Consider the following 22,430-nt stretch of genomic DNA (forward strand, 5'->3'; position numbering starts at 1 on the left):
CACGGCCTCAGCCGTACCGACGCAGTTCGTGGAAGAAGTCATCGATGAGACGCAGGTTCCCCGCTCGGGACACCTCGTCGTAGACGTGCTTGCCGACGGCGAGGTCGAGGACGCCGAGTCCGAAGGGCGAGAAGATCACCGTTCGGTCGGCCGGCGGCGCGGCCCGTCCGGCCATGACGTCGCCGAGGGTTCCGTTCAGGAAGTCCCGGTTGCCGCTGAGCTGTTCGGCCAGGTGGGGCGACGTGTCGGCCTTGAGACAGTGCTCGACGTCGTCGACGAAGTTGGCCGCGCCCAGCAGGATCTCCGGGGCGAGGTCGCGCAGGGAGACGTGCAGGACCAGCGGGTTGTGGCTGAACAGGGCCTGGTCGGTGACGTGCGGCCGGCCGGCGATGGTGGCGAAGACCACCAGGTCGCTGGCGCGGACCAGGTCCTCGGGGGTGTCGTGGACGGTGATGTGCGCGGCCGTGCCGGTCTCCCGCAGGTAGCCGCGGAAACCGGCCGCGCTGTCGGCGGACACGTCGTGTACGCCGATCTCGTCGAAGTCCCAGCCCGTGCCGGCCAGGAAGGTGTGGATGTAACGGGCGATCAGGCCCGTTCCGAAGAACCCGACCCGGGTGGGGCGGGTCCGGTTGCGGCTGAGCCAGTCGGCGGCCAGCGCCGCGGAGGCGGCCGTCCTGGTGGCGCTGATGATCGAGCTCTCCAGGCAGGCGAACGGGTAGCCCGTGTCGTGGTCGTTGAGGATGAGCACCGCGGAGGCCCGCGGCAGCCCGGCGCTCACGTTCTCCGGGAAGCTGGAGATCCACTTCAGGCCGTCCACGTGGACCGGGCCGCCGAGGGAGGCCGGCAGCGCGATGATCCGCGAGGTGGGGCGGTCGGCGAAGCGCAGGAAGTACGACGGCGGGTTGACCGAGTCGCCCGCGTCGTGCAGCCGGTAGACGGTCTCGACCAGCTCCACGAGCGGTTTCTCACGTCCGCTCAGCGCCTGCTTGACCTGTTCGCCGGTGATCACCGCGAAGGTGGGTACGGCCGGCCCGTCGGGCACGGTGGACCGGGTGGCGTTCGACAGGGTGTCGGTCATCGCTCGCTCGCCTCCAGGGCCGGGCAGTCGTCGGCAGGCCGCAGGGGCTCGCCCAGGCCGACCAGCACCTGGCGCTCTCCGGTGAACGCCTCCCTGCTGTGCGCGCTGCCGATGTTGTCCACGAGCAGCAGGTCACCGGCCTGCCAGGGTTCGCGCCTGGTGTGCGCCTCGTAGGTGCTGTTGATGAGCCGGACGACGTCCTCGTCGATCGGGGTGCCGTCGCCGTGGCGGGTGTTGAACGGGAGCCCCTCGGGGCCGTAGACGTCGAGGAGGTACTCGCGTACCTCCGGGTCCAGCGTCCACTCGTTGAGGAAGGCGATCTGGTTGAACCAGCAGCGCCGGCCCGTGAGCGGGTGCCGGACGACGGCGGCGCGGCGCTGCTCGGTGCGCAAGGTGCCGTCGGCCTGCCAGGTGCAACTGATGCCGTTCGTGCGGCAGTAGTGCTCGATCTCGGCGCGGTCGGCGGTGCCGAACGACTCCGCGAGGCTCGCCCCGATCTCGTCGTTGTAGCTGCGGGTCAGGATCCAGCCCTCGCGCTCGAACCGTTCGGTGAGTCCGGTGGGCAGTGCCCGCAGCACCTCTTCGGCGTCGGCCACCGCCGTCGCCCCGCCCTGCTCGGGCGCGGTGAGACAGGCGAACAGCAGCAGGCCGGGCACCTGCTGCTGGTAGCTCAGCTCGTGGTGCATGCACATCGGCTGGTTGTCCGGCCAGGGCGTGGAGGAGTAGAGCCCCCGGCCGTGGGCCTCACGGGGCGCGAAGGCCTCCCGCTCCGTCATGAGGTCACCGGCCAGCCGGCCGAAGACGGCACCGGTCTGGCCCGCATCGCGCAGCCCGAGACCGCGGACGACCAGCGCCCCGTGCTCGGTGACCTGGGCGCGCAGCGCCTCGCGGTGCTCGGTCGTCCACTTGGGGGCGTCGTCGGGGGGATCGACGCACAGCAGTGCCGGTTTGTCCGGCCGCAGCTCCACGTCGAGTGGTGATGCCAGGGATGAGAACGGCATCTCGAGTTCCTTTCGGTCGACCGCCTGGAGTGTGACGGGGGTCAGGAGGAGGCGAGGGGAAGGACGGCGTTCAGGACGGTCTGTGCCGTCTCGGCCGGACGGGTGCGCAGGAAGTGGTGGCCCCCGTCGGCGAGTTCGTGGAGGTCGACGTGGTCGGCCAGGAGCAGCCAGTCCCGGTGGCGCTGGGCGTGGCCGGCGGTGTGCGGGTCGTCGGCGGCGACGACCACCGAGACCGGCGCGGTCAGTTTCACCGGCGACGGGGATTCCAGGACCTGGTGGAAGTAGCGGTGCGCGGCGACGCAGTCGTACCGGTAGGCGGCGGCGATGTGTTCGGCGTGCGGCGGGTTGAGTTCGACGAGTTCCGCGTAGCCGCCGTCCGCGGTCAGCCGCTCGGCGATCTCGGCGTCGCTGCTGCCGGTCAGTTCGACGATGGCGGTGAACCGGTCACCGGCGGTGCCGAGCAGTTGCGCGCCGAGGAAGACCCGGGCCACGCGCACACCGCGCTGCTGGAGCCTCAGGGCGGTCTCGACGGCCGCCGCGGTGCCCGAGGAGTGGCCCCACAGCACGACCCGGGTCAGGCCGCGGGCCGTGATCTCGGCGACGGTCCGCTCGGCCACCTGCTCGATGGACGCGAACGGCTCGGGGGGTGCGGCCAGGTTGTGGCCGGGCAGGTCCACGGCGAGGACCGGCAGGCCGCTGCCCGCCAGCGCGCTCGCCATGGGCTGGTAGTTGACGGCGTTGCCGCCCGCGTACGGGAAGCAGACCAGGGCGCACTCCGGGGCGCGGCTCCCGCCCGACAGCGGCAGCAGCAGTTCCGGGCGCTGCCGGGCCGTGCCGTCGAGGAGGGCGGCCAGGTCGGCCAGGACCGGGTGCCGGGTGATGTCCTTCAGGGACACCGCGCGGTCGAGGGCGAGGCTGAGTTTGACCGCGGTGAGGGAGGTGCCGCCGGCGTCGAAGAAGTGGTCCGCGCGGCCGATCCGCCGCTCGGGCACCCCCAGCAGTTCGGCCCAGGCCGCGGCCAGCCGCCGCTCGGTCGGGCTGAGCGGGGCGGCGGAGTCCGCGGTCTCCGTGTCCGGCGGCGACTGCTCGGCCCGTGCCGTCAGGGCCTTTCGGTCGATCTTGCCGTTGGCGGTCAGCGGCAGGCTGTCCTGCCAGTGGAAGGCCGACGGCACCATGTAGCCGGGCAGCGCCGCGCCGAGTGCCTTGCGCAGCATCTCCGGTTCCTGCTCCTGGCCGGAGTAGAAGGCGATCAACTGCTTGCCGCCACCGGTCCGTTCGGCGACGACCACCGCGCCGTCCCGTATCCCGTCCACCCGCAGCAGGGAGTTCTCGATCTCGCCGATCTCGATCCGGAAGCCGCGGATCTTGACCTGGTTGTCCCGGCGGCCGAGGAACTCCAGTTTGCCGCCGGGGTGCCAGCGACCCCAGTCCCCGCCCAGGTAGAGCCGTTCGCCGGGCCGGTACGGGTCCGTCCGGTACGCCTCCCGGGTGCGTTCGGGATCGTTGACGTACCCACGGCCCACACAGACTCCGGAGAACGCGATCAGTCCGGGGGCGCCCAGCGGTACCAACGACAGGTTCTCGTCCACGACATGCACGCGCACGTTGCCGACGGGCCGCCCCAGCAGCACCCGTTCGGGTACCTCCCGGAGGACCTCGTGGTTGGTGTCGTCCGACGTCTCCGTGAGACCGTAGGCGTTGAGCAGTTCGATGCCCGGCTGGACCGCGAACCAACGCTGGACCAGCTCCCGTTTGAGCGCCTCGCCGGTCACCGACACACAGCGCAGGTCCGGGAGCATCCGCGGGTGCCGCTCCAGATAGGAGACGACGACCTCCAGATACGACGGCACGAGTTGCGCCACGGCGACCCGGCCGCGTTCCAGGGTGCCGACGAACCGCTCCACGTCGGTGATCACGTCTTGCTCGACGAGCAGGGTCCGCCCGCCCGCCAGCAGCGGGGCCAGCAGCTGCCACAGGGAGATGTCGAAGCACTGCGGGGCGGTCTGCGCGACCACCGATCCCTCGCCGATCGCCAGGTCGTCGATCTTGGCGTGGAGGTGGTTGAGCATGCCCGCGTGCTCGCACATCGCGCCCTTGGGCTCGCCGGTGGAGCCGGACGTGAAGTAGATGTAGGCGAGTTGGTCGGCGTCGACCCGGATGCCGGGGCCGTCGTCGGCGTGCGATTCGGCGTACGCCGTCTCCGTCAGGACCTTCTCGACGCCCTGCAGGGTGGCCAGTGCCTCGTCGAGGGTGTGGGTGCTGCCGGATTCGGTCAGGACCAGCCGGCATTCCGCCCGGGACAGCGTCGCCGCGATCCGGCCGGCCGGGAAGTGCGGTTCGATCGGCAGATACGCGCCGCCCGCCTTGAACACCGCCAGCACGGCCGCCAGCCAGTCGAGGTTGCGCTCGGTGACGACCGCGACGACGTCCTCCCGGCCGAGGCCCCTGGCCAGCAGGGCGCGCGCCAGCCGGTTGGCCCGCCGGTCGAGTTCGCCGTACGTCCACTGCTGCTCGCCGTGTACGGCGGCCACCGCCTGCGGATGCGTCCGGGCACGCTGCTCGAACAGTTCGTGTGCCCGCGCGTCCGGCAGCGGGCGGTCGGGCCCGGCCAGGCCTTCCAGCTGCTCGCGTTCCTCCTCGGCGGACAGCAGGCTCTGGTGGGTGTGGTCGGCGTCGGGCTCCGCGGTCATCAGCCGCAGCGCGGTCAGGTGGTAGCCGCCGATACGGGCGGCGGCCCGGGCGTCGAGTACGTCCGTGCGGTACCGCAGGAGCAGCGTCAGCCGTCCGTCCCGGTCGGACCAGCGCACGTGCAGGACATCGTCGTCGGCGTGGGGCTCGTGGGCTTTGGTCGGCCCGCACACGACCTCGTACGGCGGCTCCGTCAGGCCGAGTTCGCGCCGTAGTTCCGCCACCGGGAAACCGCGGTGGGCCAGCACTTCCGCCTCGGCGTCGTGAGCGACCGTGAGCAGGGCCGGCCAGGACCCGGCGGGGACGGACGCCCGGCACGGCAGCGGCTCGCCGCCCGCGCCGGTGGCGTACCCCGTGACCACCTCGGATTCGCCGGAGAGCACGGCCAGCACCTTGAGGTGTGCGGCGAGCATCAGCACGCCGACCGGCATGCCCCGTTGCCCGGCCAGTGCCCGCACCGCCCCGGTCGTGTCGTCCGGCACGGGTATCTCGTGCTCGGCCGAACCGTGGACCGGTTGCGGAGCCCACCGGGGCACGGCGGTGGCACCGCCTGCGGTCAGTGTCCGGCTCCAGAACTCCCGGTCCGATTCCACGCGCGTTCCCATCGAATGGCCTTCCTCAACTCACGGTCGCCGTGGCGGCGTTGGCTGCTGACGTGGTCCGGCCGATGCCGGGCCGGCTGCCGTTCTCCGGCATGTCCACCGCGGGATTGCCGCCCCACTGGGCGTTCGGGGGGACTTCCTCGCCCTTCATGAGGAAGGCGTCGGGCGCCAGTACCGAGCCGTCGCCCATGGTCACGCCGTAGTGCACATGGGCGGCGATGCCGAGGGTGCAGCCGGCGCCGAGGGTGGTGACGTCGGACTTGAAAGTGCCGTCCTCCTGCGAGTGGCACTGGATCTTGCTGGCGGCGTTGAGGGTGCAGTCGTCGCCGATGGTGCTGAGCGTCCGCTCGGTCATGTAGACACCGTCGTCGAACACCCTGCGGCCGATGCGCACGCCCAGCAGCCGCCAGACCAGGGTCTTGAACGGGGTGCCGTTGAAGATGTTGAGATAGTGGTCCGGGACCTTCCACAGCCGCTCGTGCCACCAGAAGTACGGGTCGTAGATGGAGCACAGCCGGGGGCGCAGCGCCCGGAAGGATGCGATGCAGCGCTCCACCAGGACGAAGTACGCGGTGGAGAAGGCCAGCGTGAAGGCCAGGTATCCGCCGATCACCACGTGTCCGACCGCGCCGTACAGGTCCACGGAGGCGAGTCCGAAGAGGGTGAGCGCGAAGGTGTGCAGCCAGCGCACGAGCAGCATGCCCGCCATGGAGCGGAGGTTGTAGCGGTTCTTCGCGGCGAGCCGGCGGCGCAGTGTGTCGCCTGTTCTGAGGTGGTCGAACCGGGTGTCGCGGTCCACCGTGCGGGGGATCTCGAAGCACGGTGAGCCGAGGAGGCCCACGCCTTCCCGGATCTCGCCGTCGAGGGGAACCATCACCTTCGTCGCCAGCAGGCAGTTCGCGCCCGTCCTGCCGCCCGCCGGATAGGCGATGTTGTTGCCCAGGAAGTTGTTCGGCCCGATCTCCACCCTGGACAGCCGGAACGAGGTGCTGGAGAAGTCGGCGTTGAGGACGGAGAGGCCGTCGGCGATCATCGTTCCGCTGCCGACGGTGACCAGCAGGGGCGACTCGTGCTGCACTTCGGTGCCGAAGTTCGAGCCGGTCTGCTCGACGCGTGACAGGTCGTATCCGATACCGCGGAGGTAGTGGACGATGTACGAGCTGTCGCCGAAGAGCCAGGTGAAGAACTTGATGTTCGTCATGCGGGCCGTGGTCCGTTGCAGTACGTAGTGGAATCCGTAGAGCGGATAGACCTTGTCGGGCTTGAGGACCAGGCCCACCAGACGCGGCACGGTGCACAGGGTCAGCAGACCCAGGACCACGAACCCGAAGAACAGGACGAGGGAGAGCACGAGCGCGTCGGGGAGCAGTTCCGAGGGGTTGAGGGCGGCCGACTGCGGGTCGAGCCGCTTGCCGATCGTCGGTACCTCGGTGAAGAGCATGTACGCACCGCCGACGAACAGCGGGATGTACAGGAGGAACATCTGCGTCAGGGTGCCGAGGCCGAACCAGGCCCGGCGCAGGGTGCCGCAGCGGGCGGGGGCGACCCTGGCGTAGTCGACCTGGGTGGGTTCCGCCGGGGATCCGTGCCAGTGCTCACCGGCCGGCACCGCCTGGCCGCGGTACAGGGCGGACGAGTGGCCGAGCTGGGCACCGTCGCCCATGGCGGTGTCGATGTCCAGGACGGTCTTCTCGCCGACGAAGACGTCCGCGCCGAGGGTGACCCGGCCGGTCTGGATGTGTCCCGCGTGGGCCCGGTAGCAGAGGAGGAACGCGTCCTTGCGGACCACGGTGCCCGCGCCGATCGTCAGAAGGTCGGTGCAGACCGGGACGGAGTGGGAGAAGATCGTGACGCCCTTGCCGATCCGTGCGCCGAGGGCCCGCAGGTACAGCACGTACAGCGGGGTTCCGGCGAGGAAGACCATCGGATTCGCGTGGAGCAGCACCTTGACGAGCCAGAATCGCAGGTACGCCAGGCCCCAGACGGGGAACTCACCGGGCCGCCAGCGTCCGACGAGCAGCCATTTGGCGGCGATCGGGAAGGCGCAGAGCGCCACGAACGCGATGCCTCCGAACAGCACCGACCGCAGATAGATTTCGGCCAGGCCCGAACCGCCGGCGATCCACTCGTACCCCGCGGCGGTGGCGAATCCGGAGACCAGCGAGTAGCCCAGGAAGACCAGCAACTGGGCGGTTCCGCAGAGCAGATGGGTGCTCCGCTTCCCGCGCGACCCCTGAGCCGGTGGCGGGGGCGCCGCCGTGGACGGGGCGTCCGCCGGTTGGTCGGGGGCGGGCGTGGGATCCCCGAGCGCGGTGGCCAGACTCTGGATCGTGGGGTGCTGGTAGATGTCCTTCATGGACGGGGAGGGAAGATCCGCCGCCTTGCGTATTCGTGCGCAGAACTGGGCCATGACCAGGGAGTTGGCGCCGAGGTCGGCGAAGAAGTGGCCGTCGACGGGGACGCTCTCGGCGTCCAGGAGGTCGGCCAGTGTCCGCGCGAGCCGCCGCTCGGTCTCCGCCCCCCTGCGGCCGGTGTCGCTCAGCGCGACGACGGATTCATCCGGCTCCGAAACGACCTCGGAGGACTGTTCCACCATGCGATCTCCTGGAGAACGTGGATGTTCCTGATCACGAACCGGCGGATTCAGTTTGTCCAGAGAGATCGACGTCTGCCACTTTTGCCATGGATTTAACGGTTCGAAAAGCACGACGGGCTCGGCCCTGTCCCCCGGGAATCAGGCCGGGGCGGGTCCTGCACCGTTCACCCACATGGCGGTCCCCCATCCGGGAGTAGGCACCCCCGGGGCCGGGAGCGCATCGGGGAGACGGGGACGCGGCCGGGCGGTCGCGGTCACACAAGGGAGTCGACCGGTGCTCAGGAGTCATGGCCAGAGGGCCTCCGGCACGCCATGACGACGATCGTGACCGTAGGGGACAACGTCATCGCGGCCGTACGGGACAACGTCATCGCAGCCGTCCCGGGACAACGTCATCGCGACCCTCCGGAACAACGGCGATCGCGGCCGTACGAGCACGCCGACGCGCCGGGCCACGGCCCTGTGCGGGCCACGTCCCGGCAGCGGGCCTCGTCCGGATCAGCCGGCGGCCGTCCAGGCCTTGGGGCCCATGCCGCGCCACTCGATCAGATCCGGGTCGTCGACCGTCGTATTGGCCTCGGGAAGCCCGGCCCGGCGCAGAAACTCGACGACGTCGAGCAGGTGATACGCGGTGCCGACATACTCTCCGCGTATGGTCACCCGCCTGCCACCGTCGGGGCCCGGCGGCTGCACCACCACAGGCGCGTCTTTCATGATTGCCAAATGCCCCGTACCGAGCCGGGTCATGCGGGCGGGGCGCCGGCCGATGCACATCGTCGCGACATCGTTCCGGCCGGTCGCGGCGCTCGCCACGCCCGAAGCCCGGCCTCCCGTCACAGCGGAGCCGACCGCCGAGCCGGGCCCCAGCGCGGCGCACCGGCGGCGAGCGGGGGGGGCGGGGCCGGAAACCGGCGGATGGCCGAGAACCCCCGGGAGGCGGAGGGGCGGGAGGGGAGTCCGGTGCATCCGGTACACGCCATTAGCCGCCCTCCCGAGGCGACGCGGGCGGTACTCGGCGCCGGGCCGGGCGGCCGTTCCGGAGCGCGCCGGTCACGTGCGCGTTGACGCGCCGGCCGCGCTGTGGGAGAGCGACGGTACGCGGTGAGCCTGCTGATTCCGCTGTATGTCCATCCGCCGAGGACCCGGGTGCCTGGCACCGCCTGATCGCCGGCGCGAAGGGCACCTAAGGTGTGGTCCTCAACCCGGCGAACGGCCCCGGCGACCGCCCCGACCCGGCGTCCGGCGCCGCGGCCGACGCGCTGCGGTCGGCCGGGGCGCTCCTCCTCGGGTACGTCGACACCGACTACGGGATGCGCGGACCGGCCGAGGTCATCGAGGACGTGCGCCGGCACGAGGAGTGGTACGCGGCCGACGGCTGCGTCGAGTACAAGGAACCGCCCAGTGCCTTCTGCGCCGAGTCCCGGCGGCTGGGCCTGTCGTCGATGCAGAAGAAGCTGGAACTGGGGGTGTGGCGCAAGCCCTGCTGACGGCGGCGGAGCCGGACCGCGGCCGGCGCTTCCGGAGCCGGCGGATGTGGAAGTGCCCCGGTGAGCGCGGTCGCCCTCCCCCTACAAGGGGCGACCGTGCTCACCGGGGCCGGCGCCGGCTCTGCTGGTGTTCCGCAGAGTCGGATCGGGCGAGTCCCCCAACTCACCCACCCGGCACCCACCCATCCCCCCTGGGTGCCCGGCGCCTGTGTCAGGGCGTCAGTGTGGCCCACACGGCGTTGCCGCTGGTGAGCCGGGACCGGTCGACGCCCCAGGAGTCGGCGAGTTCCTCGACGAGCAGCAGCCCCCGGCCGCCCTCGTCGTCGGGCCCCGGCTCGCGCCGGAACAGACCCTGCCGCGAGTAGTCGTGGTCGTGCACCTCCAGCCGCAGACACCCGTCGTTGATCATGCCCATGCCACACAGGATGCGGACGCTGAACGTGTGGCGGACGGCGTTGGTGACCAGCTCGGACACGAGCAGCACCGCGTCCTCGCACAGCTCGCCGGGCATCCCCCACGAGCTCAGGCGCTCTCTCATGGAGCGGCGGGCGACTCTGACGCTGGAGCGGTGCGAGGGCAGCTCGATCCAGTGCGCCTGGTCGGGGTCGATTACGTCTAACAGGTCGAGCGGGGAGGTCGCGTGGGGGGACACGTGGTTGCCTTCCGTGAGGCGACTGCGGCGGGAAGCAGGCAGAGCTGAGCAACGTCCGCACGGGAGAAGTACGTTGCCCGTGAGCGTGACCGCGATTTACTCAAGTAACTATGCTCGCAGTCGGGTTCACCCTGCAACCGACTCCCTGATAATTTCAGAATGCCGGTGTCGGTGTGGTCGCTCCATCAAGTGCCTGTCAAACTCGTACCGGTGATGTTCCCTCAGGAGGTTGGGCGTGAGCGAAAGCCGGTCGAACGCGAGCAGCGCCAGTGCGCCCACCGTGCTGCGCATGATCCTGGGCCGCAGGCTCCAGGAGCGGCGCCAGGAAGCGGGCGTGTCACTGGACGAAGCGGCGCGGGCGCTGCGGGTCGCTCCCCTGACCATCCGCCGCCTGGAGAAGGCGGAGGTGGCGCTCAAGCCTCTCTACGTGGAGAAACTCCTCGAGACCTATGGCGCCGACCAGCAGGAGACCGCCGAGTTCGTCGCGTTCGCCGAGCGGGCCAACGAGCCCGGCTGGTGGCACACCTACCGTGACGTACTGCCCACCTGGTTCAGCGCCTACGTGAGCCTGGAGACCGGCGCCAAGACCCTGCGCACCTACGAGCCGCACTACGCCACGGGGCTGTTGCAGACCCCCGAGTACGCGCGTTCGGTGCTGAGCGGCGGCTTCCCGAACGACGGCGACGAGGACCTGGACCGGCGCGTGAACCTCCGGCTGCGCCGGCAGGCCCTGCTGGAGCGGGCCGACGCGCCCACCCTGTGGGTGGTCATGGAGGAGGCCGTCCTGCACCGGGTGGTCGGCGGCCCTCAGGTGATGCGGACGCAGATCGAACGGCTCCTGGAGGTCTCGGAACTGGAGCATGTCAGCGTGGACGTCGTGCCGTTCACCGCCGGTGCCCATGTGGGTGCGTGCGCCCCGTTCACCTACTTCCGTTTCGAGGAGCCCGAGCTCCCCGACGTCGTCTACAGCGAGATCCTCTCCGGCGCGATGTACCTGGACCAGCGCTCCGACGTCGTCGCCCACCTGGAGGCGCACAACCGCATGTCCCTGCTGACCTCCGACGCGCAGAGCAGGGCGCTCCTGAACCGCATGCGCAAGGAGTACGCATGACCATCATCGACGGCAGTGCCCACGACGTGTACAACGGCATGCCCGCCACGGACCTCGGTGAGCAGGGCTGGGAGTCGCCCTGGAGCGGCCCCAACGGAGGCCAGTGCGTGCAGACGAAGCAACTCGCCGACGGCCGGGTGGCGCTGCGTCAGTCGACCGACCCCGCCGGCCCCGCGCTGATCTACACCCCCGAAGAGATCACGGCGTTCGTCGCCGGGGTCAAGCGGGGCCTGGCGGACCATCTGACCACTGGCTGACCTCCCCCCTCCCCCCACGCACCCCCACCGAAAGGTTCAGGATGACCAACTCGCACGCGGCGCGGGACATCGACACGAGCAGGCCCCACTCCGCCCGTATGTACGACTACTACCTCGGCGGCAAGGACCACTTCGAGGTCGACAAGCAGGCAGCCGAGACCGTGGCGTCCGCCTACCCCGGCATCTTCGTCTGCGCCCGCGAGAACCGCGCCTTCATGCACCGCGCCACCCGCGTCCTCGCCCGTGAGCACGGCATCCGGCAGTGGCTCGACATCGGCACCGGCATCCCCACCGAGCCGAATCTGCACCAGGTGGCCCAGTCCGTGGTCCCGGAAGCACGGGTGGTGTACGCCGACAACGACCCGCTCGTCCTCAAGTACGCCGAGCGCCTGATGCGCAGCACGGCGGAGGGCCGCACCACCTACATCGAGGCGGACGTCAACGACGCGCAGGCGCTGCTCGACGCCCCCGAACTGTCCGAGATCCTGGACCTGGACCGGCCGGTGGCCCTGTCCCTGAACGCCCTGATGCACTTCATCACGGACGCCCAGGACCCGTACGGCATCGTCAGCCGGCTGCTGGACGTGCTCCCCTCGGGCAGCGCGCTCGCCCTGAGCCACTGCACGCCCGACTTCGACCCGGCCACCTGGCAGAAGGTCACGGACATCTACAACAGCGCCGGCACTCCGGTGCAGTTCCGCTCGCGCGAGGAGGTGGCGCGCTTCTTCGACGGGCTCGAACTGCTCGACCCCGGCGTCTCGGTCGGCCACCGCTGGCGCCCGGACGGCGAACCGGCCGAAACCGACGCGGAGGTCAGCCTGTGGACCGGGGTGGGCATCAAGCCGTAGCACGGACGGGCTGTCGTACCGCAGGATGACACGGCGGTACGACAGCCCGGAACAGCCCCGGGAACAGGTCAGCCGATGTGGTAACTGTCCCCGTACACCTTCCAGTCCAGCGGGGTGTTCAGGCACAGGTTGCCCTTGCTCAGGAAGACCCGCTGCTCGGTGTCGACCCGGGTGGTGTCGCTGTGCGCCTCCTCCTGCTTCATGGCCCAGACCCGCGCGTCGAGGAAGGCGTTGAGGTACGTCACCTCGTTGCCGCCCTGCGCCGGCGGCTTCGCGTGGCCGAGGGCGCGCTTGCGTATGTTGCGGAAACTGGTGGGGTCGTCGCCGTCGCCGTGCATGACGATGGCGTCGTAGTAGGCGAACTGCCCCAGCGTGCCGAGCCCGTCCGTCTTGCCCTGCTGTACGGCCGGGTTGAAGTACACCCGGTCGCGTTCGTCGTTCTGCGCCTGCTGGAACGCGGTGTCCTGGGCGGCCTTGCGCCAGTCCGCGGGGAAGTTCGGGTCGAGGCCGGAGTGCGAGTCGGTTCCGTTGACCCGGCGCAGCGCCGGGAGGTACTTGGCGAGGACGTTGCCGGGCTTGCGGTCGGCGTAGAGCTGCACGAGGTCGAGCATGTCGCCGGTGCCGGAGCAGAATCCGATGATCCCGGCGGTGTAGCCGCGGCCGTCGCCGATGTCCTCGATGTACTTGTACTGCGCCTTCCAGTCGAGCGAGGAGTTCTCCGCACTCGACACCAGCTTCATGGCGATCTCCTTCTTCGCCGGGTCGTCGAGGCCCACACAGCTCGCGGCCGCCGAGGCGGCCGAGGCGTGCCCGGGACGCAGCAGTACGGCACCGGCCGCGGAGGCGCCGAGCAGGGCGAGCAGGGTGCGCCGGGAGGTCAGGGCAGGGGTCGTCGTGGGGTTGTTCGGGTGCCTCACGTGGGCTCCAGAAGGTGGTGGGGGGTGGACGGGGATCCACTATTAGGAAGGTTTCCTATCAGAGCCCGTCGGTGATGTGTACCCGTCACGCAGAAAGTTCGTAGGGTCGAACAAGACAGGTACGGACCACGGTGCGGCGACCTGCCTGGTCGGCCGAGGTGGTGGAATATTCAACCAACTCGGTCCGTTGACGGCCTCGAAGGAGGTCACGAGTGGACACCACGTACTACGACCAGGGAACTCTCGCCGAACGCTGGGACCGCGCCCAGCTGTTCTTCGACGCCAAGGACTACGCGGGCGCCGCGCGGGTGCTCGCCGGGCTGGTCGAGGAGGTGCCGGAGCAGACCGGACCGCGGCTGCTGCTGGCACGTGCCTACTACCACTCGGCTCAACTGGGCCGCGCCGAGAACGAGTTGCGCGAGATCGTCGAGCGCGACCCGGTGGAGCACTACGCCCGGCTGATGCTGGGCCGCACGCTCCAGCGGCAGGCCCGGCACGAGGAGGCGGAGCCGCATCTGCGTCTCGCCTCGGCGCTGGCGGGCGACTTCCCGCAGGAGTAGAGGAACGGATCACCAGGGCCCCGGGTCTCCCCGGGGCCCTTCTCGGTGTCCGGCGGCCGCCGGTTCCGGAAGCGCGGGCCGGCACGTGGTCGAGGCCGACCGGCGCCGTCAGAGGGGGGTGGCCGCGTGCAAGATCAGGAAGAGAGTGACCGCCGAGTTCGCCGAGGACATCGCCGACACGAAGGTGCCCGCGGCCGCGCCCCAGACGGCGAGACCGGCCCCGGTGAACGCCGACGGCCAGCCGCCGGATGACGGGGCGGGACCGAGGAGCGCGGCGACCCGGCGCGGCACCGGCCCGGTGGCGGCCAGCGCGGCCAGGGTGGGGGCCGGGGTGCCCCGCGACAGCAGCGCCGCCCTGCCGATGGCCCGGGCGACCGTGCGCCGGTCCCCCACCGAGCGGGCCGCCGTCTCGTCCGCCCAGCGCTCGGCGGTGTAGGCGACCGCGGTGCGCAGGGGCCGCAGGAAGGGGTTGGCGCGGGCCGCCAGGTGCACGGCGAGCAGGTGGCGGTGGTGCCGGGCGGCGACATGGGCGCGTTCATGGGCGAACAGGGCCCGGCGCTCACCGGGGCCGAGGCCGTCGAGGAGGGCGGTGGTGACGACGATCCGGCCGGGCAGCGCGTAGGCGTAGGGGGTGCGGTCGGGCAGGACGGCGACCTCCCGGCCGGGCAGTCCGGTCAGCGCGCGCCGGGCCAGCCGGGTGACCCGGCGGTGCCGGTGGAGGGTGCGCCCGCACAGCACGGCGACCACGCCGAGCGCGGGGATGGCGGCGCGGCCCGCGATCTCGTCCTGCGGCACGGCGGCCCGCACCTCCGGGTCGGACCAGGTGTCCGGGAGGGGGTTGCCGGGGAGCTGGGCGGTGCCGACCACCATCAGCAGGGCCAGGCAGAGCGTGCTGCACACGGCCATCACCACGGCCACCGCGGTGAGCAGCCGGGTGGCGGTACGCGGATGCAGCCGCCCCTCGGCCAGCCGGGCGACCGGCCAGGCGGTCAGCGGCAGGACCAGCGGCAGGAAGACGAAGACCCCCATGGGCGGTCAGTCTTCCGTACCGCCGTGGTCGGTGTGCGAGGTGTTCCGACTGTTCACCCGGCCCGGTCCGGCGGTCTCCAGGAGCGCCCGGAGCACCTGCTCGTCACCGGGCGGCAGCGCGGTGACGAAGCTCGCCAGGACGGCCTCGCGGTCCCGTTCGCCGTCGAGAAGCCGGCGCATCCGCAGGGCGGCGAGCCGGGCCACGTCGGCGGTCGGCGTCCACAGGAAGGCGCGGCCCTGCCGTTCCCGGGCGACGACGTCCTTGGCCAGCAGCCGGGTCAGGATGGTCACCACGGTGGTGTAGGCGAGGTCGCCGCCGAGCCGCTCCTGCACCCAGGCGGCGGTGACGGGACCGCCGGCCTCGCGCAGCGCGCCCAGCACCTGTCCCTCCAGCTCCCCCTGCCCGCGACGGGCCCGCACCATAGCCCCGTCTCCCTCCGGCGTCGGCGTGTGTGACACACGCGCGGGCGTGTGACGACACCCGCGTCGGCGTGTCTGACCACGCTACTTCACGCCGCCCCTGCCCCCGTACGTCCGCCGCCCGCGGCGGTGCGCGATCTCGCCGAGCGCGATGTCCACGGCGATGAACGCGGCGAGCGGGATCCCGAGCAGGGGCACGAAGTAGCCGACCACCGCGATCACCGCCATCGCCGGGACGAGCAGGTACGGCGGGACGTCCGCCCAGGCACCGCGCGGGATCGGCCGGCCGAAGGCGGAGCCGCGGCCGCGCTGCCACCACATGCGGTAGCCCCACAGGATCAGCAGGATCAGGGAGAGCGCGAGAAGCGCCAGGGCGAGCTGGTTGACGATGCCGAAGAGGATGCCGGTGTGCAGGTCGATGCCCCAGCGGGTGAGTTTGGCGAGCACCGGATAGTCGGCGAACCGCAGGACGTCGGTCACCTCGCCGGTGGCCGGGTCGACGGCGACGGAGTCCTGTTTCTCGGGCCAGCCACGCTGGACCTGCCGGACGACGTAGGCGCTGTTCGGGTCGGCGGGCGGGACGATCTCGACAGGGTCGCCGAGGCCCTCGGCGCGGGCGGCGGCGAGCACCCTGTCCAGGCCGGCCCCGTGGTCGGCGGCGGCGCCGGTGATGGACGCCATGTCATGCCCGGCGTGTTCGCCGCCGCTCGCGGCCGCCGAGACGGACGGGGTGGCCTGGCCGAGCGAGGTGCGCAGTTCGTCGATGTGGGCACCGGCGTAGGTGGACCAGGTCAGGCCGGTCGCCGACAGGAAGACGAAACCGGCGGCGGCCCAGACGCCGACGCCACCGTGCAGGCCGAGGGTGCGCCGCCGGCCGCCGGTGCCGCGCACCTTGCGCAGCGCCCGCCGCCGGGAGAACCACAGCACCAGGCCGCCGCCCGCGATCACCCACAGCCAGCTCGCCGCGAACTCGCTGTAGAGCCGCCCGGTGTCGCCGAGGTGCAGATCGCGGTGGAGTTCGTCGATCCAGGTGCGCAGCGGCAGCGCGCCGGTCGAGCCGTACTGTTCGAGCGCGCCGCGCACCTTCCCGGTGTACGGGTCGACGAACACGGCGAGGGTGTGGTCGGCACCGACGCCCTTCACCCCCGACAGCAGCACCCTGGTGGTCGCGCCGGCCTCCGGGGCCGGCCGTATCGCGGAGACGGTCCCCTCGGGGTGGGCCTCGCGGGCCGCGGCGACCTGCTCGGAGACCGGCAGCTCGGACCTGCCCACCGGGACGGTCAGCTCATGGGCGTACACCAGCTTCTCGGCCTGGAAGGAACAGGCGTACAGCAGGCCGGTGGTGGCGGCGACGAGCAGGAAGGGGGCGACCAGGACGCCGGCGTAGAAGTGCAGACGCAGGACGAGCGGGCGCAGCGGTGCCCAGCGGCCCGGGGACGCGGCCGGTGCGGTCGGTTCCGGTGCCTCGTCCGATGGGGGTCCCCCCGATCGAGCGGAGGGGAGATCGGGGGAGGTCGAGGGGGCGATGGACATCGAGGGCTTCTCCGGGGGACTGGGGTGAGAGCGGGGACGGTCCAGTAGTCGGAGAGTGCCGGGAACGAGTTCCCGGCAGGTAAAGTGACCCGCGTCACATTCGCGGTCATGGCATGCTGGCGCGATGGCATCTCCCAGTGATCACGCACCTCTTGCCGAGCGGGTCGAGGAACTCCTCGCCGCCGGCGGTCCGTTGCCCATCGTCGCGGCCGGCGACCCGGTCCTGCGGCGCGGAACCGAGCCGTACGACGGCCAGTTGGGCCCCGAGTTGCTGGCCCGGTTCCTCGGGGCGCTGCGCGACACCATGCACGCGGCGCCGGGCGTGGGCCTGGCCGCGCCCCAGGTCGGCGTCCCGTTGCGGATCGCGGTGATCGAGGACCCGGCGCCGGTACCCGAGGAGATCGCCGTCGTCCGCGGCCGGGTCCCGCAGCCGTTCCGCGTCCTGGTCAACCCGGTCTACGAGGCCGTCGGCGGCGCCCGTGCCGCCTTCTTCGAGGGCTGCCTGAGCGTGCCGGGCTACCAGGCGGTGGTGGCCCGGCACGCCGAGGTACGGCTACGCGGCCAGGACGAGCACGGCCGCGTGGTCGACGAGGTGTTCACGGGGTGGCCGGCCCGGATCGTCCAGCACGAGACCGACCACCTCGACGGCACGCTCTACCTGGACCGCGCGGAGCTGCGCTCGCTGTCGTCGACGGAGGCGACGGCGGAGCGCTGGACCCAGCCGACCCCGACGACGGCGGCGGCGGAGCTGGGCTTCAAGTTGCCCTGACCAGGGCCGCGCCCCGCGGAACCGCCCCCGAAGGGGCGCGGGGAACCGCGCGACCAGCCACGACGGAGCCGCGGACGACCCACCCCCGGCAGCCCCCCTTCGGCCCTCAGCCCCGGTACGCCTCGAGCAACCGCAGCCACACCTCGCTCAACGTCGGATAAGACGGCACCGCATGCCACAGCCGGCTGATCGGCACCTGTCCGGCGACCGCGATCGTCGCCGAGTGGATCAGCTCGCCCACGCCCGGGCCCACGAAGGTGACCCCGCGCAGGATCTCCGCCTCCAGGTCCACGACCATCCGGGCGCGGCCCCTGTAGCCGTCGGCGTACAGCCCCGCCCCGGCCACCGAGGAGAACTCGACGTCGACGGCGCGCACCCGGTACCCGGCCTGCTCCGCCTCCGCGAGGGAGAGGCCGACCGCCGCCGCCTCCGGGTCGGTGAAGACGACCTGCGGTACGGCATGGTGGTCGGCGGTGGCCGCGTGCGCGCCCCAGGGGCCGTCCAGGAGGGGCGTGCCCGAGGCGCGGGCGGCGATGGTGTCGCCCGCGATCCGGGCCTGGTACTTGCCCTCGTGGGTGAGGAGCGCCCGGTGGTTGACGTCCCCGACGGCGTAGAGCCAGTCGGTGCCCTCGACCAGGAGGGTGTCGTCGACGGTGAGCCACGAGCCGGGTTCCAGGCCGACGGTGTCCAGGCCGATGTCGTCGGTGTGCGGGAGGCGCCCGGTGGCGAAGAGGATCTCGTCGGCCTCGATGCGGTCACCGGCGTCGGTCAAGGCCACGACCGTGCCGTTCTCGCGGGTCACCGACTCGACGGAGGTGCTGGTGCGAACGTCGACGCCGGCCTCCTTGAGCGCCTCGGCGACGAGTTCACCGGCGAACGGCTCCATCCGGTTGAGCAGGCCCTGGCCGCGGACCAGCAGGGTGACCCGGGAACCGAGGGCCTGCCAGGCGGTGGCCATCTCGGTGGCGACGACACCGCCGCCGACGACGATCAGCCGGCCGGGCGCCTCCTGGGCGCTGGTGGCCTCCCGGCTGGTCCAGGGCTTGACCTCGGCGAGTCCCGGCAGGTGCGGCAGCTGGGCGCGGGTGCCGGTGGAGACGGCGACCGCGTGCCGGGCGGTGAGGGTGGTGAGGGTGCCGTCGGGGCCGGTCACGGTGACCGTGCGGGGTCCGGCGAGGCGGCCGTGGCCGCGGTAGAGGTCGGCGCTGATGCCGTCGAGCCAGGCGACCTGGCCGTCGTCCTTCCAGTTCGACGTGAAGTAGTTGCGGCGGGCGAGGACCGCGGGGGTGTCGAGCGGGCCCTGGACCGCCTGGGCGAGGCCGGGCAGGCGGCGGGCGTCGGCCTGGGCGATGACCGGGCGCAGCAGGGCCTTGCTGGGCATGCACGCCCAGTACGAGCATTCGCCGCCGACGAGTTCGCTCTCCACGACCGCGGTGGTGAGGCCCGCCGCACGGGTGCGGCCGGCGACGTTCTCCCCCACGGGCCCGGCACCGAGCACAACGACGTCGTAAGCGATGGATTCCGTTTCCGTCATGGGGTCAGTCTCGCGGGTGGCGGGCGCCGGGGCCACACGGGTGGTGGCCGGAATACCCACCCGGTCGGACGCGTTGTGCGGACGGCTCGTCCCGGAGCGGGGCGCCCCCCACATCAGGAAGAGGGAAGCACGCATGAGCAGCACCGTGGAACTCACCAAGGAGAACTTCGACCAGATGGTCAGCGAGAACGAGTTCGTTCTCATCGACTTCTGGGCGTCCTGGTGCGGCCCGTGCCGTATGTTCGCCCCGGTCTACGAGAAGGCCGCGCAGGACAACCCGGACCTGGTCTTCGCCAAGGTCGACACGGAGGCGCAGCCGGAGCTGGCCGCGGCCTTCGACATCCAGTCGATCCCGACCCTGATGATCGTCCGCGACCAGGTCGCCGTCTTTGCCCAGCCGGGTGCCCTGCCGGAGGCCGCGCTGACGGACGTCATCGGCCAGGCCCGCAAGCTGGACATGGACGAGGTACGCAAGAGCATCGCCGCGCAGCAGGGCGGCGCGCAGGCCGAGTGACGGCCTGCCGCCCCGGTGACAAGTCATCGCTTGAGTAACAGCACATAGCCGCAGTTAGAGTCTCTAACTGCGGCTATGTCTTCAGAATCGTCCGCCGTGGGGGGGCGGTCCCGCAGCGAGTGAGGCTTGCCATCTCCTCCTCCGACAGCCGCAGCGCGCCGGCCGCCATGTTCTGCGCCAGGTGGTCCGGATCGCCGGTCCCCGGGATGGCCAGCACGTGCGGCCCCTGCTGCAGGGTCCAGGCCAGCCGGACCTGTGCGACGGACACACGGTGCGCGCGGGCGACGGCGTACACCGCCTCGCCGTCACCGGCGACCGGACCCGCCTCGCGCCCGGGACCGGCGATCGCGAAGAACGGGACGAAGGCGAGGCCGAGTTCACCGCAGAGCCGCAGAAGTGCCCGTTCCTCGCTCGCCGCACCGATCCCGAACGGGTTCTGCACGCAGACGACGGGGGCGATGGCCCGGGCCTCGGTCAGCTGCTCGGACGTGACGTTGGAGATGCCCAGGTGGCGGATCAGCCCGGCATCGCGCAGCTCGGCCAGCACGCCGAAGTGCTCGCCGATCGAGCCGGTCCGCCCACTCGATGGCACGCGCAGGTTCACCACGTCCAGGTGATCGCGGCCGAGCTGGCGCAGGTTCTCCTCGACCTGGCCGCGCAGTTGGGCCGGGGAGGCCCACCACCAGGCGCCCGAGGGGTCGCGGCCCGGCCCCACCTTGGTGGTGATGACCAGTTCCTCCGGGTACGGCGCCAGCGCCCGGTTGATCAGCTCGTTGGCGGAGCGCGTCGCCGAGAAGTAGAACGCGGCGGTGTCGATGTGGTTCACGCCGAGCTCGACCGCCCGTCGGAGCACGCCGATCGACCGGTCGCGGTCCCGCGGCACGCCTCGGTCGAAGGGCGCGGTACCCGTCAGGCGCATCGCCCCGAACCCGACGCGGTTGACGGTCAGGTCACCGAGTTGCCAAGTACCCGCGGATGCCGCGTTGTTCGTGCGTGGACTCATGACATGGATCTCCTCTGGCGGATGGGAAACGGGGACCCGGTGGGTGGGCGCGACGCGTTCGGGCCGCTCGGCGGGGCGAGCATGTCGAAGCGGGTCGGCCGGCACCGGGGCGGGCGGCATGAAAAAAGCCTCCCTGGGGGATCGGAATCCGCACCAGGAAGGCTCACGCGATGACCGGCATTCTAGCAGCAGGGCATGGGGCCGATCATGCGGGGGTGTGGCAGCCCCATGGATGACGGCCCTCACCCGCGGGCAGCGGGCGAAGAACGCCTTGACCCGGACCACTCGATCCGGCGCGGCTCAGAAGGGGTACGGCGCCACGTCCCCGCGCACGGTCGTCCAGCGCACGTCCGTGAACGCCTCCAGGTTGGACTCGCCGCCGAACCGTGCCCCGGTGCCGGAGGCGGCGACGCCGCCGAAGGGGGCCACGGCCTCGTCGTTCACCGTCTGGTCGTTGATGTGGACGATGCCGGTCGGGATGCGTTCGGCGAGGTCCAGGCCGCGCGCCGCGTCCCTGGTGACGATGGCGAGAGAGAGCCCGTAGGCGCTGTCGGCCGCGAGGGCGGCGGCCTCGTCGGCGTCGGCGAAGGCGCGCACGGGCGCCACCGGCCCGAAGACCTCCTCGGCGTAGGCGGGGGTACGGTCGTCGACGCCCGAGATGACGGTCGGCCGGTAGAAGAGGTTCTCGTGGGTGCCACCGGCGGCGAGCTTTGCGCCCTGGGCGGTGCTCGCCTCCACCAGACCGTGGATCTTGGCGAGTTGGGCGTCGTCGATGATCGGGCCGAGGTGGACCTGCTCGCGGTGCGGGTCGCCGACGGCCAGGGAGTCCGCCTTGGCGGCGAGGCGTTCGACGTACTCCTCGACCAGGGAGCTGTGGACCAGGTGCCGTCCGGTGGTCATGCAGATCTGGCCCTGGTGGAAGAAGGATCCCCAGGCGGCGGTGGAGATCACCGCGTCGAGGTCGGCGTCCTCCAGGACGATCAGGGCGGAATTGCCGCCGAGTTCGAGATGGGCGCGCTTGAGACGGCGGCCCGCGGCCTCGCCGACCGCGCGGCCGGCGGCCGTCGATCCGGTGAAGGAGATCACCGGTATCCGCGGGTCCTCGACCAGCGCCGCACCGACACCGGCCGCACCGGGCAGTACCTGCAGCAGCCCCTCCGGCAGGCCGGCCTCGGCGAACACCGCGGCGAGGGAGAGCCCGCCGCAGACGGCGGTGCGCGGGTCGGGCTTCAGGACCACCCCGTTGCCCAGCGCGAGGGCGGGCGCCACCGAGCGGATGGACAGGATCAGCGGCGCGTTGAAGGGCGCGATCACCCCGACCACACCGACCGGGACCCGGCGGGTGTACGACAGCCGGGGCGCCTCGCTGGGCAGCACCTGGCCCACCGGGCGGGAGGCGAGGGCGGCGGCCTCGTAGCACTCCTGGGCGGCGACATGCAGTTCGAAGTCCGCCTTGCCGGGTATGGAGCCGGACTCGCGGACGAGCCACTCGCGCAGTTCGTCGGCGTGCTCCGTGAACAAGTCACCCGCGCGGCGCAGGACTTGGGCCCGCACGAAGTGCGGTGCGCGGGCCCACTCGCGGTGCGCGGCGCCGGCCGCCGTGGCGGCCGGGGAGACGTCCGCGGGGGCGGCGAGGGTGACCGTGCCGAGCGTGTCGCCGGTGGCGGGCTCGGTGACGGCGTAGTGCGGGCCGGACAGGGCGCTCGCCTGCCAGGTCTTCGGGTCGAGCAGCGGCATGACGGCTCTCCGATCGATCACCGGGGTTGCGCGGCCCACGGCACCCGTGAGCCGTTTTGTTGAGCGCGCAACATCCTAGTCAGTGGGCCCGGAA

At 71.6% G+C, this 22,430-nt stretch carries 19 protein-coding genes and 1 pseudogene; 7 read left to right on the top strand and 13 right to left on the bottom strand.

Going from position 1 to position 22,430, the window contains the following annotated elements; genetic code table 11:
- Positions 1-7: 7 nt before the first annotated feature.
- From sbnB to ACZ4N4_RS17950, 5 genes are all read right to left on the bottom strand, one after another.
- Entirely contained in the window at positions 8-1,078 is a 1,071-nt protein-coding gene (sbnB, locus tag ACZ4N4_RS17930; protein ID WP_453567198.1) for a 2,3-diaminopropionate biosynthesis protein SbnB, read from the bottom strand.
- Positions 1,075-2,079: a TauD/TfdA family dioxygenase gene (locus tag ACZ4N4_RS17935; protein WP_467589551.1), complete on the bottom strand. Its 1,005-nt coding sequence runs from the start codon at positions 2,077-2,079 to the stop codon at positions 1,075-1,077. Before ACZ4N4_RS17935 ends, sbnB begins: the two co-directional genes overlap by 4 nt.
- 41 nt (positions 2,080-2,120) lie before the next feature.
- On the bottom strand, positions 2,121-5,372 hold the full coding sequence (locus ACZ4N4_RS17940) for a non-ribosomal peptide synthetase (RefSeq protein ID WP_467589554.1): 3,252 nt from the start codon (positions 5,370-5,372) through the stop codon (positions 2,121-2,123).
- Positions 5,373-5,385: 13 nt separating this feature from the next.
- Positions 5,386-7,965: a Pls/PosA family non-ribosomal peptide synthetase gene (locus ACZ4N4_RS17945; RefSeq protein WP_467589557.1), complete on the bottom strand. Its 2,580-nt coding sequence runs from the start codon at positions 7,963-7,965 to the stop codon at positions 5,386-5,388.
- A 498-nt stretch (positions 7,966-8,463) separates the two neighbouring features.
- Positions 8,464-8,778: a hypothetical protein gene (locus tag ACZ4N4_RS17950; protein WP_467589560.1), complete on the bottom strand. Its 315-nt coding sequence runs from the start codon at positions 8,776-8,778 to the stop codon at positions 8,464-8,466.
- Between the two features lie 288 nt (positions 8,779-9,066).
- Between ACZ4N4_RS17950 and ACZ4N4_RS17955 the strand changes: the two are divergent.
- Positions 9,067-9,344: pseudogene (locus ACZ4N4_RS17955) on the top strand (spherulation-specific family 4 protein); the annotation flags it as partial.
- A 319-nt stretch (positions 9,345-9,663) separates the two neighbouring features.
- Here ACZ4N4_RS17955 and ACZ4N4_RS17960 read toward each other — a convergent pair.
- Entirely contained in the window at positions 9,664-10,104 is a 441-nt protein-coding gene (locus tag ACZ4N4_RS17960; RefSeq protein WP_467589563.1) for an ATP-binding protein, read from the bottom strand.
- 289 nt (positions 10,105-10,393) lie between these two features.
- On the opposite strand from ACZ4N4_RS17960, the gene ACZ4N4_RS17965 reads away from it, so the two are divergent.
- Genes ACZ4N4_RS17965 through ACZ4N4_RS17975 form a run of 3 tightly spaced genes read left to right on the top strand, consistent with a single transcriptional unit; the run spans position 10,394 to position 12,320 of the window.
- Entirely contained in the window at positions 10,394-11,215 is an 822-nt protein-coding gene (locus ACZ4N4_RS17965) for a helix-turn-helix domain-containing protein (protein ID WP_453567433.1), read from the top strand.
- Positions 11,212-11,472 (top strand): DUF397 domain-containing protein, encoded by a 261-nt coding sequence (locus tag ACZ4N4_RS17970; RefSeq protein ID WP_453385551.1) that lies wholly within the window; start codon positions 11,212-11,214, stop codon positions 11,470-11,472. The genes ACZ4N4_RS17965 and ACZ4N4_RS17970 overlap by 4 nt, the downstream gene beginning before the upstream one ends.
- A gap of 41 nt (positions 11,473-11,513) precedes the next feature.
- The gene (locus ACZ4N4_RS17975) at positions 11,514-12,320 is read left to right on the top strand and encodes an SAM-dependent methyltransferase (protein ID WP_467589566.1); all 807 of its coding nucleotides are present in this window, start codon (positions 11,514-11,516) and stop codon (positions 12,318-12,320) included.
- Between the two features lie 68 nt (positions 12,321-12,388).
- Here ACZ4N4_RS17975 and ACZ4N4_RS17980 read toward each other — a convergent pair whose 3' ends face one another.
- The gene (locus tag ACZ4N4_RS17980; protein ID WP_467589569.1) at positions 12,389-13,237 is read right to left on the bottom strand and encodes a chitosanase; all 849 of its coding nucleotides are present in this window, start codon (positions 13,235-13,237) and stop codon (positions 12,389-12,391) included.
- A 212-nt stretch (positions 13,238-13,449) separates the two neighbouring features.
- Between ACZ4N4_RS17980 and ACZ4N4_RS17985 the strand changes: the two genes are divergently transcribed.
- Positions 13,450-13,797 (top strand): tetratricopeptide repeat protein, encoded by a 348-nt coding sequence (locus ACZ4N4_RS17985; RefSeq protein WP_453567210.1) that lies wholly within the window; start codon positions 13,450-13,452, stop codon positions 13,795-13,797.
- A 108-nt stretch (positions 13,798-13,905) separates the two neighbouring features.
- Here the strand turns inward: ACZ4N4_RS17985 and ACZ4N4_RS17990 are convergent, their stop codons facing one another.
- The 3 genes from ACZ4N4_RS17990 to ACZ4N4_RS18000 form a co-directional block, all read right to left on the bottom strand.
- Positions 13,906-14,826, bottom strand: a complete 921-nt coding sequence (locus ACZ4N4_RS17990) for a M56 family metallopeptidase (RefSeq protein WP_467589572.1) — start codon at positions 14,824-14,826, stop codon at positions 13,906-13,908.
- 6 nt (positions 14,827-14,832) lie between these two features.
- Positions 14,833-15,249, bottom strand: a complete 417-nt coding sequence (locus tag ACZ4N4_RS17995) for a BlaI/MecI/CopY family transcriptional regulator (protein ID WP_351742906.1) — start codon at positions 15,247-15,249, stop codon at positions 14,833-14,835.
- An 81-nt stretch (positions 15,250-15,330) separates the two neighbouring features.
- Positions 15,331-16,779, bottom strand: a complete 1,449-nt coding sequence (locus ACZ4N4_RS18000) for a PepSY-associated TM helix domain-containing protein (RefSeq protein WP_467589575.1) — start codon at positions 16,777-16,779, stop codon at positions 15,331-15,333.
- A gap of 124 nt (positions 16,780-16,903) precedes the next feature.
- Between ACZ4N4_RS18000 and ACZ4N4_RS18005 the strand changes: the two genes are divergently transcribed.
- Entirely contained in the window at positions 16,904-17,548 is a 645-nt protein-coding gene (locus ACZ4N4_RS18005) for a peptide deformylase (RefSeq protein WP_467589577.1), read from the top strand.
- 106 nt (positions 17,549-17,654) lie between these two features.
- Here the strand turns inward: ACZ4N4_RS18005 and ACZ4N4_RS18010 are convergent, their stop codons facing one another.
- Complete coding sequence (locus tag ACZ4N4_RS18010) at positions 17,655-19,082, bottom strand: dihydrolipoyl dehydrogenase family protein (protein ID WP_467589580.1); 1,428 nt, start codon at positions 19,080-19,082, stop codon at positions 17,655-17,657.
- 133 nt (positions 19,083-19,215) lie between these two features.
- Here ACZ4N4_RS18010 and trxA point away from each other — a divergent pair, with 133 nt between their 5' ends.
- Positions 19,216-19,596: a thioredoxin gene (gene trxA / locus ACZ4N4_RS18015; protein WP_453567216.1), complete on the top strand. Its 381-nt coding sequence runs from the start codon at positions 19,216-19,218 to the stop codon at positions 19,594-19,596.
- 73 nt (positions 19,597-19,669) lie between these two features.
- Here trxA and ACZ4N4_RS18020 read toward each other — a convergent pair whose 3' ends face one another.
- Together ACZ4N4_RS18020 and ACZ4N4_RS18025 are read right to left on the bottom strand one after the other, a co-directional pair.
- On the bottom strand, positions 19,670-20,599 hold the full coding sequence (locus tag ACZ4N4_RS18020) for an aldo/keto reductase (protein ID WP_467589583.1): 930 nt from the start codon (positions 20,597-20,599) through the stop codon (positions 19,670-19,672).
- Positions 20,600-20,899: 300 nt separating this feature from the next.
- On the bottom strand, positions 20,900-22,336 hold the full coding sequence (locus ACZ4N4_RS18025) for an aldehyde dehydrogenase family protein (RefSeq protein WP_467589586.1): 1,437 nt from the start codon (positions 22,334-22,336) through the stop codon (positions 20,900-20,902).
- Positions 22,337-22,430: the final 94 nt, after the last annotated feature.

The organism is Streptomyces sp. NPDC026538, from assembly GCF_055567535.1.